Here is a 14237-nt window from a genome sequence, read left to right as displayed (position 1 = left end):
CAACGGCTTTCGCCGATGGCGGATGATCCAAGGTTGCCACCTTATCGTTTGAGCATGATCTTTTCCGAACCGAAGGTCAGCGCAGCAAAAACCGCCGTGCACTTTTCGGGATCATGCTCTACTCCGCGGCGAGTGCCAGCTGCGGTCTTTCAATGCCTTCGATCTGTTCCGGCTCGGGCGACTGCTCGTCGGTCTTCGCCTTCTTCGGCTCCCGGCCAAAGAACAGGGCATAGCCGGCCGGCAGCACCAGGATGGTGAGCACGGTGGCGACCAGGATGCCGCCCATCATGGCGTAGGCCAGTGGCCCCCAGAACACGGCGCGCGAGATCGGGATCAGCGCCAGCACGGCGGTCAGCGCCGTCAGCATGATAGGCCGGAAGCGGCGCACGGCAGCGCCCACGATCGCCTCTGATCGCTCCATGCCGGCCGCGATATCCTGGTCTATCTGGTCGACGAGGATGATCGAGTTGCGCATGATGATGCCGAGCAGGGCAATGACGCCGAGGATGGCGACGAAGCCGAACGGCGCGCCGCTGATCAGGAGCGCCGCCGCGGCGCCGATGATGCCCAGCGGACCGGTCGCCAGCACCAGCATCGATTTGCCGAAATGCTGCAGCTGGACCATCAGGAGCACGACGATGATGGCGAGCATGATCGGCGCCTTGGCGGCGATCGAGGCCTGGCTCTCGGCCGAGTCCTCTGCGCCGCCCTGGATTTCGATTTTGTAGCCGGGCGCCAGGCCGGCGCGCAGGTCCTTCATGTCGTTGTACATCTTGGTGACGACGTCGTTCGACTGGACGCCATCCGGCAGCGTGGCGCGCACGCTGATCGTCGGCAGGCGGTCGCGCCGCCATTCGATGCCCTGCTCCATCACGGGCACGACCTTGGCCACCTGCGACAGCGGCACCGAGCCGCCGAAATCGGTGGGGATATAGACCGAGTCGACCGAGGACAGGAGGTGGCGGGTCGCGTCCGGCTCGCGGGCGACGATCGAGACCGTCTCCTCGCCGTCGCGGAAGTCGTCGAGCGGCGCGCCGGACATGGTCGCCTGCAGCATCTGGCGGATGCGCTGCGAGGTGACGCCGAGCGCCCTGGCACGATCCTGGTCGATCACCAGCTTCATTGCCGGCACCGGCTCCAGCCAGTCGTCATGGATGGCGCCAAGCAACGGGTTGGCCTGGAACTTGGCCTTCACCTCGTCGGCGATGCGACGCACCTCCTTGCGGTCCGGACCCATGACGCGCATCTGCACCGGCCAGCCGGTCGGCGGACCGAGGAAGAGGCGGTCGACCTTGCCGCGGATCGAGGGGAAATCCTGCGCCAGGATCCTGCGCATCTTGACGATCAGCCGCTCGCGCGCCGGCTCGTCCTTGGCCATCACCAGCAACTGGGCGAAGTTGGGGTTGCGGAGCTGCTGGTCGAGCGGCAGGAAGAAGCGCGGCGCGCCTTCGCCGATATAGGTGGCAATGAAGCGCTTGTCGGGATCGTCCATCATCTTGGCTTCCAGCGCCTGGGCCTGCTTCTCGACCTCCTTGATCGAGGTGCCTTCAGGCAGCCACAGATCGACCAGGATTTCCGGACGCGAGGACTGCGGAAAGAAGTTCTGCGGGATGAACTGGAAGGCCCACAGGCTGGTGGCGAAGGTAACCAGCGTCATGACCAGCACGATGATGCGGTGGCGCACCGCCCAGGTGACCGTCGCGCGCAGCCGGCGATAGAAGCCGGTGTCGAAGACATCGTGATGCGTGCCGGCATGCTTGCGCTGCTTCAGGATCATGTAGCCGAGCCACGGCGTGAAATAGACCGCGACGAACCACGACACGATCAGAGCGATGCCGACGACATAGAACAGCGTGCGCACGTATTCGCCGGCGGTCGACGCCGCGAAGCCGACCGGGATGAAGCCCGCGGTGGTGATCAGCGTGCCGGTGAGCATCGGGAAGGCGGTCGAGGTGTAGGCGAAGCTCGCCGCCTCGATCTTGACCAGCCCTTCCTCAAGCTTTCGCTCCATCATCTCGACGACGATCATAGCGTCGTCGACCAACAGGCCGAGCGCGATGATCAAGGCGCCGAGCGAGATGCGCTGCAGGTCGATGCCGATCTCGTACATGATGGCGAAGGTAGCGGCCAGAACCAGCGGGATTGCGATGGCGATCACGAGGCCTGAGCGCCAGCCAATCGACAGCAGCGAGACGGCAAGCACGATGAGCAGCGCTTCGCCGAGCGCTTCCATGAACTCGCTCACCGCATCCTTGACGACCTCGGGCTGGTCGGAGATCTGGTCGACCGATACGCCGTAGGGCAGCCCGGCCTCGAAGCGCTGGTAGGTGGCCTCCACATCCTTGCCGACGTCCCTGACGTTGAAACCCTTGGCCATGACGACGCCGAGCTGGACGCTCTCGTGGCCGTTGAAGCGGTATTTGCGCTCGTAAGGGTCCTCGAGGCCGGACGAGACGGTGGCGATGTCGCCGAGACGTGTCACCTGGGTGCCGGAGCGCAGTCTCAGCTCGCGGATGTCGGCGGCCTTGGTGACGTCGCCCTCGACCGAGATGCGCACCGAGCGCAGGCCGGTGTCCACGGAACCCGCCGGATCGACGGCGTTCTGTCCTTTGACGGCGTTCTGCAGGTCGACAATGGTCAGGCCGCGCTCGGCCAGCGCCTTGGAGGAGACGTCGATATAGATCTTCTCCGGCTGGTCGCCGATGATGACCGCCTTTTCGACGCCCGGCGTCGTCAGCAGCATGTCGCGCGCCTGGATGGCGAATTTCTTCAGCTCCGGATAGGTGAAGCCGTCGCCGCTGATCGAATGCAGCGTGATGAAGGTGTCGCCGAACTCGTCGTTGAAATACGGACCGAGCAGGCCCTGCGGAAGGTCGCTTGAAATGTCGCCGACCTTCTTGCGCACCTGATAGAAGGCGTCCTTCACCTCCTCGGCGTTGGTGTCGCCTTTCACCTGCAGCGTGATGATGGCGCTGCCGGCGCGGGTGTAGGAGCGCACGAAATCGAGATGCGGCGTTTCCTGCAGCTTGCGCTCGATCTTGTTGACGACCTGGTCCTCCATGTCCTGGATCGAGGCGCCCGGCCAGATCGCCTGCACGACCATGACGCGGAAGGTGAAGTCCGGGTCTTCCTTCTGGCCCATGCGCATCAGGCCGAGCGCGCCGGCAAGGATGATCAGCCCGAACAGGAAGCGCGCGATGCTCGGATGTCCGATCGCCCAGCGCGAGAGGTTGAAGGGCCGCTTTTCAGTGCTGCTGTCGGTCGTGGTGGTCATGGCACAAGTCCAGTCCAATTGATCGGCAAGCCAGGCTTGCCACGCAGTTCCATGAATTCTCGATCGGGTTTCCGGGCGGCGAGACCCCTCGAGCGGAGAGAGAAACGCAATCGCGCTGGACGCGGCACTGCCGCGGGGGAAGCCAACATGCCGGCGTCCCGCGATCGGGCGTCCGCCGCCCGGAACCCATGCCCTCCCCGGCTCGCGGCTTGACGCCGCGAGAGCGGGAAAGGCGTTCTTTGCGCCTGGTTAGTGCAGGCTGCCAGTCGTGGCGACGTCGTCCTCCGCCGAGGCGGATTGCTGGGCGTCGCCGGAAAGCTTGACCTTCAGATTCTCGGTCATGAACTGCGTGCCGGCCGCGACCACGACATCGCCCTGTTTGAGGCCGTCGGCCACTGCGACGCCGTCAGCGGTGAAGTTCGCGACCTTGATCGGGCGCGGATGGACGGTGTCGGAGCCGCGATCGACCGTCCAGACGATCTGCTTGCCGTCCTTCTCCGTCATCGCCGTGAGCGGGACCGACACAAGCTGCGTCTTGTTGCCGACAGTCGCCTCAACATTGGCGGTCATGCCGAGCAGCACGCGCGGATCGTTGGGCAGCGAAACCCGGACCGCGAAGGTGCGCGATTGCGGATCGGCACTGCCGGCGACTTCGCGGACCTTGCCGTCAAGCGTCAAGCCCTCGTCCGACCAGAAACTCGCCTTGACTTCCTTGCCGGGCTTGAAGCCGGCGATGTCCATCTCCGGCACGGCGATCGACACTTCCTTCTCGCCGTCGACCGCAACCGTCATCACCGGCGTGCCGGCGGCGACCACCTGGCCGACATCGGCCGAAATCGCGGTGACGATGCCGTTCTTGCTGGCCTTGAGATCGGCGTACTGGACCTGGTTCTGTGCCTGCGCCAGTGTCGAGCGAGCGGCATCGCGCGTCGCCACGGCCTGGTCGTAGGTCAGCCGCGCCTGATCGAGCTGCGACTTCGGCGCGAAATTCTTGGCATAGAGCTGCTCGGCGCGCGTCCTGGCGAGGTCGACCGTCTCGACCTGGCGCTCGGCGGCGTCGAGGCTCGCCGCGGCGCTCTTCACCGAAAGCTGGTAGTCGGAAGGATCGACGCGGGCTAGCACGTCGCCCTCGTTCACATGCTGGCCAATGTCGACCAGACGCTCGGTGACCTTGCCGGCGATGCGGAAGCCGAGATTCATCTCGGTGCGGGCGCGCACCGAACCGGAATATTCGAGCTGGCGGGTGGTCTGCGCCTCGCCGATCTCGACGACCTTCACCGGCCGGACGATTTCCTGGACGATCTCGGCCTTCTCCTGGCTGCAACCGGCGAGGCCGAGCGCCGCGACCATGATGGCGGCGGCTGGGAGGCCGGCGGCCGGCAGCTTGCGGAGGATGGAACTGGACAAAGACACCTTAACGCTCCCGAACTGGAGATGATCTGTCGATACCGCGCCCGGCGGGCAGCTTCTATTTCAAGGCCCTGATGGCGTAGTCGATAAGCTCGTCGGGCATCGCCCGGTTGGTCTTGGCGAGGCACTGCGCCACCATCTGCGGGTGGCACAGAATGACGGTCGCGGCGCCGAAGCAGCGCGAGGCCGTTTCTGGATCCTGTTCCCTGAACTCGCCGGTCGCGATGCCGTCGCGGATCACTTCGGCGAACAGGTCGTGGATGCTGTTGACATGCTTGTCGATGACGCCCCAGTCGCGCTCCAGCGCGACGATGACCATCTCATGCACCTTCTCCTGGTCGAGCATGACCTCCAGCGTCATCTTGTACTGGGCATGGATGTAGCGCCGCAGCCGCTCCTCGGCGCTGATCGGCAGATGCATGATCTCGTAAGCCATCTTGTAGCTGGCGCCGAGCATGCGACCGCAGACGGCCTGGTGGATCTCCACCTTGGAGGCAAAGAAGCGGTAGATGTTGGCCGGAGACATGCCAAGCTCGCGGGCGATGTCGGCAACATTGGTCTTGCCGTAGCCGTAATGGCGGAACAGCCGCTCGGCGCAGTCGAGAATGCGGGTCACATTCTCCTGTCTGGCGGGGTCTGCCACGATGTTGGCGGCTTCTGACATAGCGCTTTCGTTTGACTAGTGATGAATTTCAATTTTCGTCAGTCGTAAAACGAAAGCAGCGAGGAGTCAACGCGAAATCGACGTACGCGTATAATTGGTGACAGATGGTGACAGTTGCGAGGGTCGGCAGGGCGACGATGGCGATTAGCCGTTAACGCCTGTGCCGTCGTCATCCACGGGCGAAGCAAGGAGCGAAGCGACGCGCGCAGACCCGAGGATCCATGCCGGAACATCGACCGAAGAATGGCACGGTATCAATAAGTTACGCCGGCTCGGCACTGCCCGTCCGTTGCAAGCTATTCTCGACCGCCGGAGCACTGCCGCGAGGTCACGGCATGGATCCTAGGGTTTCCGCGACGTCGCTTCGCGACTGCTCCACCCTAGGATGACGACGCCGCGGATGCTGGCGCAAACTGTCGGCGTCACGGCCATACTGGAAGGAGCGTACTACGCCCCCTTCGCCATTTCCCGCAGCCGGAACTTCTGGATCTTCCCCGTCGACGTCTTCGGGATTTCCGCGAACACCACCGCCTTCGGCACCTTGAAGCGCGCAAGCAACCCGCGGCAGTGCTCGATGATCTCGGCCTCGGTCGCGGCCTTGCCCGGCTTCAGCTCGACATAGGCGACCGGCACCTCGCCCCATTTGTCGTCGGCGCGGGCAACCACGCCGCAGGAGGCGACGGACGGGTGCTTGTAAAGCGCGTCCTCGACCTCGATGGAGGAAATGTTCTCGCCGCCCGATATGATGATGTCCTTGGAGCGGTCCTTGAGCTGGATGTAGCCGTCGGGATGCATGACGCCGAGATCGCCGGAGTGGAACCAGCCGCCGCCGAAGGCTTCGTCGGTGGCCTTCCTATTCTTCAGATAGCCCTTCATGACGATGTTGCCGCGGAACATGACCTCACCGATGGTCTCGCCATCGGCCGGCGTCTCCACCATCGTCTGAGGGTCCATCACCGTCAGCCCCTCGAGCGAGGCGTAGCGTACGCCCTGGCGCGCCTTCTTCTGCGTCCTCGGACCCTTGTCCAGCGCGTCCCATTCATTGTGCCATTCGTTGACGACCGCCGGGCCGTAGGTTTCGGTCAGGCCGTAGAGATGGGTGACGGCGAAGCCGGCGTCGGCCATGCCGGACAGCACGGCCTCGGGCGGGGGTGCCGCGGCGGTGTTGAAGGTGACGGTCTGCGGGAATTCGCGCTTGTCTTCGTCCTTGGCGTTGATCAGCACCGACATGACTATCGGCGCACCGCAGAGATGGGTGACGCCATGGTCGGCGATGGCGTCGTACATCGGCTTTGCCCGCACCCAGCGCAGGCAGACATGGGTGCCGGCCTGCACGGCAAGCGTCCAGGGGAAGCACCAGCCGTTGCAGTGGAACATCGGCAGCGTCCACAGATAGACGGCGTGCTTGGCCATGCCGGCATGGATGGTGTTGGTGTAGGCCATCAGGGCGGCACCGCGGTGATGGTAGACGACGCCCTTCGGATTGCCCGTCGTGCCCGAGGTATAGTTGAGCGAGATGGCGTCCCATTCGTCATCCGGCATCGACCAGGCGAAAGCCTCGTCGCCGCCGGCGAGAAAATCCTCATAGTCGAGCGTGCCGATCCGCTCGCCCTTCGGATAGGGCGCATCGGCGGCGTAGTCGGGATCGTCATAGTCGATGACCAATGGCTTGGCTTTGGCCAAGGCCAGCGCCTCCTTGACCACACCCGAGAATTCGCGGTCGACGATCAGCACCTTGGTCTCGGCATGGTCGAGCTGGAAAGCGATGACGGCAGCGTCGAGGCGGGTGTTCAGCGAATGCAGCACCGCCTTGGTCATCGGCACGCCGAAATGCGCCTCCAGCATCGGCGGCGTGTTCGACAGCATCACCGTCACCGTATCGCCCTTGCCGATGCCGCGCTTCGCAAGCGCCGAGGCGAGCTTCAGCGAGCGGCGCCAGAAATCGCGGTAAGTGATGCGCTGGCTGCCATGGATGATGGCAATATGGTCGGGATAGGTCCTGGCCGCGCGCTCGAGATAGGTGAGCGGCGTCAGCGGCTGGTGGTTGGCGGCGTTCCTGTCGAGATCCTGTTCGTAGGGATTGGCCATCCCGTTCTCCCCAAAGTTCTTTTCGAACTTTCTAACCTTAGGCCTGTCGTCAAGCCATCCCCCTGAATGGCTGAAAATGCTATGCTGCGCCAGCTTGGTGGAATGGCGATCCACGATCCGCCCCCGCCGAGAGGCGATCGCCTTCCGCACATCCAAATTTGACTTTTGTCGAGAGCCGTGACTAATGTCAGCCCAGGAGGCGGCATGGCGATCCGACCGGCAGAACAGCTCATCCACAAGGCCGCCTGGCTTTACTATGCCCATGGCCTGCGCCAGGACGAGGTGGCGAGCCAGCTCAACATTTCGCGCGCTTCGGTGGCCATGTATCTGCGCAAGGCGCGCGAGACCGGCATCGTCAACATCTCGACCTCGACGCAGCTTTTCACCGACGACGTCATGGCGCGCCGGCTGGAGGACGCCTTCAAGCTCGACGCCGTCTGGATCGCGCCGGAAAATGCCTATCTCGCCGATCCCTCGACCGATATCGCGGTGCTGGCGGCGAGCGTCTTCCTGGAGCTCGTCAGGAAAGGCGACCGCATCGGCGTCGCCTGGGGCCGCACCGTCTACACGATCGCCGACATCATGTCCTATGCCGACCTGCAGGACGTCACCGTGGTGCAACTCTGCGGCAATCTCGGCGCGCCCTATTCCTACCGGCCTGACCAATGCACGATGGAGATCGCGCGGCGGCTGAATGCCAAGGGCCTTAATTTCTACGCGCCGCTGGTGCTCTCCACCGAGGAACTGGCGCAAGGCCTGCGCGCCGAACCGGTGATCCGCGACCAGCTCGCCGGCGTCGCCGACTGCGATCTCGCGCTCTATTCCGTCGGCGCGGTCGATGCCGACAGCCATCTGGTCAAATGCGGCGCGCTGGCGCCGGCCGAGATGGCGGCGCTGCGCGAGGAAGGCGCGGCCGGCGTCATTGCCGGGCAGATCATCGACGCCAAGGGCGAAGCGCTGGATTGCAGCTACAACCGGCGCGTCATTTCCGCCGAGCTCGCCTCGCTGCGCGCCATCGAAAAACGGCTGATGGTGGTGCAGGAAGACAGCAAATTCGAGCCGCTGCTTTCAGCGATCGCCGGTGGGCTCTGCACGCATCTGGTGATCGGCGCGCATATGGCCGCACGCCTTCTCGAGCGCGCGGGCGAAGCCGGCAAAAAAGCATCCTAGAGAGACCACCCCTCGCCGCTTCTGTCATCAAGACGTCGCGGCTTTCTGTTCATGAGCAAAAAAAGACTGAAACCGGACGGAACGACATGCAGAACCTTTGGAATGACGCCGACGCGGAAAAGATGGTTGCGGACTATGCGAAGAAAGGCGTCGGCCGCGACCTTGCGCTGCGCGTCTATACGACCCGCCTGCTCGGCGGCGAGCCGCGCCTGGTGCTGCATGGCGGCGGCAACACCTCCTGCAAGACCAGGGCCACCGACCTGGTCGGTGACGAATGGGACGTGCTCTGCGTCAAGGGGAGCGGCTGGGACATGGCAGTCATCGAGCCGCAAGGCCTGCCGGCGGTGAAGATGGGCGCGCTGCTCAAGGCGCGTGGGCTGGATAGGCTCTCCGACGAGGACATGGTGGCGCTGCAGCGCTCCAACCTCATCGACCCCGCCTCGCCCAACCCGTCGGTCGAGACGCTGCTGCATGCTTTCCTGCCGCACCGTTTCGTCGACCACACGCATTCGACGGCGATCCTCGCCATCGTCGACCAGGAAGACAGCAAACCGCTGATCAAGACCGTGTTCGGCGACAAAATGGGCTACGTGCCCTACATCAAGCCGGGCTTCGACCTCGCCAAGGTGGCAGCGGAAGTGTTCGACGCCGACCGACAAGTCGAGGGCCTGATCCTCGACAAGCACGGCATCTTCACCTTCGGCGACGATGCCAGGCAGGCCTACGACCGCATGATCCATTACGTGAACGTGGCCGAGGATTATGTCGCCAGGAACGGCAAGCCAGGAGCGGCCAAGGCTGCGCTGCCGGCTAAGCTTGGCAAGCCGAGCGACATCGCGCCGACATTGCGCGGCGCCGTCGCCGTGGCGCGCGGCGAAGGCCGCTTCGACCGCATGATCAGCGACTTCCGTACCTCGGACGCGATCGTCGATTTCATCAATTCGGCGAAGATCGCCGATTATGCCGGCCGCGGCGTGTCGACGCCGGACCTGTCGATCCGCATCAAGACCGGGCCGATGGCGGTGCCGGCGCCCGACGCCGACAAGCTCGGCGACTACAAGGCCGTGGTGCGCAGCCATGTCGAGGCTTTCGTCAAGGACTACACCGCCTATTTCGAGACCAATGACGCGCTGGACGACGTCAAGCGCACCATGCTCGACCCGATGCCGCGCCTGACGCTGGTGCCGGGCCTCGGCATGTTCGGCCATGGCCGCACGCTGAAGGACGCGAAGATCGCCTCGGATGTCGGCGAGATGTGGATCGAGGCGGTGCGTGGCGCCGAAGCCGTCGGCAATTTCCATCCGCTCTCCAAGGCCGATCTCTTCCCGCTCGAATACTGGTCGCTGGAGCAGGCCAAGCTTGCCTCCAACAAGCCGAAGCCGCTGACCGGCCAGGTGGTGCTGATCACCGGCGGCGCTGGCGCCATCGGCGCCGCGACGGCGAAACTGTTCGCCGCCAACGGCGCGCATGCGGTGATCGTCGACCTCGACCCGGCCAAGGCCGCGGGCGCTGCGAAGGCGGCCGGCAACAACTCGATCGGCGTCGGCGCCGACATCACCAATCCGGCCGAAATGCGCGCCGCCTTCGACAGAGCGGTCGCCGTCTATGGCGGCGTCGACATTCTGGTTTCGAATGCGGGCGCCGCCTGGGAAGGCCGCATCGGCGAGTTGGATGACGCCGCACTGCGCAAGAGCTTCGAGCTCAACTTCTTCGCCCACCAGTCGGCGGCGCAGAACGCGGTGCGCATCATGCTGGAACAGGGCACCGGCGGCGTGCTGCTTTTCAACACCTCCAAGCAGGCGATCAATCCCGGGCCAAAGTTCGGCGCATACGGCATCCCGAAGGCGGCGACCCTGTTCCTATCCAGGCAATATGCGCTGGACTATGGCGCTGACGGCATCCGCTCCAACGCGGTCAATGCCGACCGAATCCGCTCGGGCCTGTTGACCGATGCGATGATCGCCAGCCGTTCCGGCGCGCGCGGCGTCTCGGAGAAGGAATACATGTCCGGCAACCTGCTCGGGCAGGAAGTGACGGCCGACGACGTGGCGCAGGCCTTCCTGCATCAGGCGCTGGCCGAACGCACCACCGCCAACGTGACGACGGTGGATGGCGGCAACATCGCGGCGGCGTTGCGCTGACGGCGTAGAACTTGGAGCGGTTCGTCGTTTCTCGCAACGATGGACCGCCTCTTCGTGTTGATGCGTTTCCGGACAGCAAGCCGTTTCGCGGCTTCTGCTGGAAAACTGCGCTAACCGATCAAAATCCCGCTCCAATGCTCCGCTTATTGTTTGCGCAGCTTTAGGGGGTGACTTGCGTCTCATATCCAGGCGCAAGGCGGAGTTTGCATGCAATCCAGGGAAGTGCCTTTTTTCAGCCAGTGGGAATCGCCCGGCATGACCTTGCCGGTTCTGGCGGAGGGACCGTCGGCGCTCCACCGCGATCCGCTGTGGCGCAACTCCGGCGCCGAGACGATCGAGGACTATGCGCGCTGGGCGGTCAATGTCTGCGGCATGGCCTGCCTGAAGATGATCCTTGCCGCGCGCGGCGATATCCACCCGACGCTAGAGCTCGCCCGCGCCTGCATGGCTTATGGCGGCTATGTCGTCAACGAGGTCGACGGTTCGATCAAGGGATTGATCTACGCCCCGTTCGTAACCTTCGTGGCCGAGCGCTTCGGGTTGGCGGCGCAGGTGATGACGAATGTCGACATTGCCGCCCTTCCCGCATTGCTGTCGAAGCATCGGTTCTTCATCGCGTCCGTCAGCAGCAGCATCCGCTGGCCGGGGCGCGAGCCGCCATCGAAGGGCGGGCATCTGGTGTTGGTGACGGCGGCCTTGCCCGAGACGATCCGTTTTCATAACCCGTCCGGCCATGATCGGCCTAGCCAGGCAGACGTCGCGCTGCCGCTCGTCAGCTTCGACCGCTTTTTCGCAAATCGCGGCATCACCGTCGATTTCCAACTCTGATCATTCCTGGAGATATCCATGGCCGCGAATCGACTGCGTATCGGTGTGCTGTTCGGCGGGCGCTCCGCCGAGCACGAGGTATCGCTGCTTTCGGCGACCAACGTCATGGCCGCGCTGGATCCGGCGAAATACGACGCCGTTCCGATCTTCGTCACCCGCGAAGGGCAATGGCTGCTCAGCAGTTTCGAACGCGGTGTGCTGGCGACACCGTCGGCCGGCACGCAGCTTTGCCTGGTGCCGGGTGGCCGTGGGCGGATGCTGGCGCTCCCCGCCAGCGGCGCTGCCCACGAACTGCCCGCCATCGATATCTTGTTTCCGGTGCTGCACGGGCTGCATGGCGAGGACGGAGCGGTGCAGGGGTTGGCCGAAGTGGCGCGCATGCCGCTCGCCGGCTGCGGCATCCTCGGTTCGGCGACCGCCCTCGACAAGGACATCGCCAAGCGGCTGCTGAAGGCGGCAGGAGTGCCCGTCGCACGCTCGGTGACGATCGACGAGGGTGCGGCGCCTTCGCTCGCCGAACTGGAAGACCAACTCGGCCTGCCGATATTCATCAAGCCGGCGCGGCAGGGCTCGTCCGTCGGCGTCGCCAAGGTCAACGCCAGCCAGGAATTCGATCGCGCGCTGACGGAAGCCTTCCAGCACGACCGCAAGCTGCTGGCGGAAGAATTCGTTCGTGGCCGCGAGATCGAGTACAGCGTGCTGGAAAGCCCTAAAGGCGAACTCTTCGTCTCGCGTCCAGGCGAGATCGTGCCGGCGGAAAGCCATGGTTTCTACAACTACAACGCCAAGTATATCGACGAGAATGGCGCGGCCTTGATCGTGCCGGCGGACTTGCCGCCGGAGGTCGAGGAGGCCATGCGCGGTATGGCCGCAAGGGCGTTCCGGGCGCTCGGCTGCGACGGCATGGCCCGCGTCGACTTCTTCCTGATGCCGGACACGAGTTTCCTGATCAACGAGCTGAACACCATTCCCGGCTTCACCAACATCAGCATGTACGCCAAGGCCATGACGGCAAGCGGCGTCAGCTACCCGGAGCTCATCGACCGCCTGGTGGCGCATGGGCTGGCGCGCGCCGGCCGCTGAGGCCGGGGCTAAGCGACCAACCGCTCAGGTCAGCCCGTCACGCCGGCAGGCCGGCCTTGCGGAAGCCGTCGACGAAATGCGTGAGTGTCGAGTCGTCGCGGAACGGCTCGGTGTCGACCCAGCGCTGCGTGGAGAAATGCGGATTGCCGACAAGGAACAGGGCAACTTCCGTGCGAGCCTCGTCGAGGCGGCCGAGCTGAGCAAGGGCTGCCGCCAGGAACCGGCGTGAGCTGGTGCGATAGGTTTCGTCGCGGCGCAGCGTCTCGACGGCGGACTCGTAGTCGTGGGCAGCATACTGCGCCTGGCCGAGCGTCAGGTAATACCAGCTCGGCGGAAACGGATTCAGCCGGAACGCCTTGCGAATGTGCTCCAGGCCCTCGTCTATCCGCCCGCCAAGCACGTCGATATCGGACAATGTCGCCCAGATGTCGGCCTCGTTCGGGTCGAGCTCGATCGCCTTGGCGAATTCCACGTCCGACTGGTCGAAATCGCGTTCATAGGCAAGCAAATTGGCCAGCACCCAGCGGCAGCCGGCATCGTTGGGATCGATCGCCACGGCCTTGCGCGCCAGTTCCAGGGAGATGCTGCGCGCAGGCTCGAACGGCTCGCCCCAATGCACCCAACTCATCCAGTGGTTCATTGCCAGCCAGCGATGGGCCTCGGCGTAGTCCGGATCGAGGGAGATCGCGCGCGTCAGCATCAGATGGGCTTCGCGCGCCATCTGCGGCGACTCGTCGAATGATTTGCGAGCCCGCACGCAGAGATCATAGGCTTCCAGATTGCGCGGCCGATTGCGGGCCGGCGGCGCGCGCAGCCGGCCGAGCAGCGCTTCGACGATCCTGGCAGTGACCGCGTCCTGGACGGCGAAGATATCTTCCAGGCCGCGATCGAAGCGTTCCGCCCACAGATGCTCGCCGCTTAAGGCGTCGACCAGCTGGGCGTTGACGCGCACGCGCCCGGCGGCGCGCCTCGCGCTGCCTTCCAGGAGGTAGCGCACGCCGAGGTCCTTCGCGATCATGCGCACATCCATGGCCTTGCCCTTGTAGGCAAACACCGAGTTGCGGGCGATGACGAACAGGCCGCCCATCCTGGAGAGGTCGGTGATCAGATCCTCGGTCAGGCCGTCCGCGAAGGACTCCTGCTCGGGATCGCTGCTGAAGGCCGCGAAGGGCAGCACGGCGATCGACGGCTTGTCCGGCAGCGGCAGAGGCCTTTGCTGCGTGCCGTCGAGTTTTTCGACGACGCTGGTGAAGCGGTAGCCGACGCGCGGAACCGTGGCGATCCACTCGCCGCCATCGGCCGTCGAGCCAAGCAGCTTTCTAAGCTGCGCGATCTGGACGGTGAGATTTCCTTCCTCGACGACGGTGCCGGGCCACGCCGCATCCATCAGCTCGGCCTTGGCCAGGATTTCGCCCGGACGCCCGACCAGCGCCTCGAGCAGCTTCAGCCCGCGGTGACCGGCGGCAACGGGAACGTCGCCCCGGAGCAGCGTTCCCGCGCCAGGATCAAACACGAACGGTCCAAAGGCAAAGCGCGATCCCTGCATGCGGCGATCTATAGCGGATTTGGAAGTTTTGAG

General features: G+C 64.6%; 9 protein-coding genes. 4 read left to right on the top strand and 5 right to left on the bottom strand.

Translation table 11 applies throughout. The annotated features are described in order from the left end of the window. Positions 1-118: 118 nt before the first annotated feature. The 4 genes from DPM33_RS01920 to DPM33_RS01905 all read right to left on the bottom strand — a co-directional run bounded on the left by DPM33_RS01920 (position 119) and on the right by DPM33_RS01905 (position 7436). On the bottom strand, positions 119-3274 hold the full coding sequence (locus DPM33_RS01920) for an efflux RND transporter permease subunit (protein ID WP_112095197.1): 3156 nt from the start codon (positions 3272-3274) through the stop codon (positions 119-121). Positions 3275-3523: 249 nt separating this feature from the next. Then, entirely contained in the window at positions 3524-4624 is a 1101-nt protein-coding gene (locus DPM33_RS01915) for an efflux RND transporter periplasmic adaptor subunit (protein WP_208648357.1), read from the bottom strand. 118 nt (positions 4625-4742) lie between these two features. Then, on the bottom strand, positions 4743-5348 hold the full coding sequence (locus tag DPM33_RS01910; RefSeq protein WP_112095195.1) for a TetR/AcrR family transcriptional regulator: 606 nt from the start codon (positions 5346-5348) through the stop codon (positions 4743-4745). Positions 5349-5795: 447 nt separating this feature from the next. After that, positions 5796-7436 (bottom strand): acyl-CoA synthetase, encoded by a 1641-nt coding sequence (locus DPM33_RS01905; protein WP_112095194.1) that lies wholly within the window; start codon positions 7434-7436, stop codon positions 5796-5798. 204 nt (positions 7437-7640) lie between these two features. Between DPM33_RS01905 and DPM33_RS01900 the strand changes: the two genes are divergently transcribed. From DPM33_RS01900 to DPM33_RS01885, 4 genes are all read left to right on the top strand, one after another. Then, entirely contained in the window at positions 7641-8606 is a 966-nt protein-coding gene (locus tag DPM33_RS01900; protein WP_112095193.1) for a sugar-binding transcriptional regulator, read from the top strand. Positions 8607-8692: 86 nt separating this feature from the next. Beyond that, positions 8693-10747, top strand: coding sequence for a bifunctional aldolase/short-chain dehydrogenase (locus DPM33_RS01895; RefSeq protein ID WP_112095192.1), 2055 nt, complete (start codon positions 8693-8695; stop codon positions 10745-10747). 207 nt (positions 10748-10954) lie between these two features. After that, positions 10955-11575: a C39 family peptidase gene (locus DPM33_RS01890; protein ID WP_112095191.1), complete on the top strand. Its 621-nt coding sequence runs from the start codon at positions 10955-10957 to the stop codon at positions 11573-11575. A gap of 18 nt (positions 11576-11593) precedes the next feature. Beyond that, positions 11594-12658 (top strand): D-alanine--D-alanine ligase family protein, encoded by a 1065-nt coding sequence (locus tag DPM33_RS01885; RefSeq protein ID WP_425373461.1) that lies wholly within the window; start codon positions 11594-11596, stop codon positions 12656-12658. Between the two features lie 37 nt (positions 12659-12695). Here the strand turns inward: DPM33_RS01885 and DPM33_RS01880 are convergent, their stop codons facing one another. Then, entirely contained in the window at positions 12696-14204 is a 1509-nt protein-coding gene (locus DPM33_RS01880; protein ID WP_112095189.1) for a winged helix-turn-helix domain-containing tetratricopeptide repeat protein, read from the bottom strand. Positions 14205-14237 lie beyond the last annotated feature (33 nt).

The organism is Mesorhizobium hawassense (assembly GCF_003289945.1).
Classification (GTDB): domain Bacteria; phylum Pseudomonadota; class Alphaproteobacteria; order Rhizobiales; family Rhizobiaceae; genus Mesorhizobium; species Mesorhizobium hawassense.
Note: the sequence above shows the minus strand (reverse complement) of the source record. Positions and strands in the feature narration are given on the sequence as shown.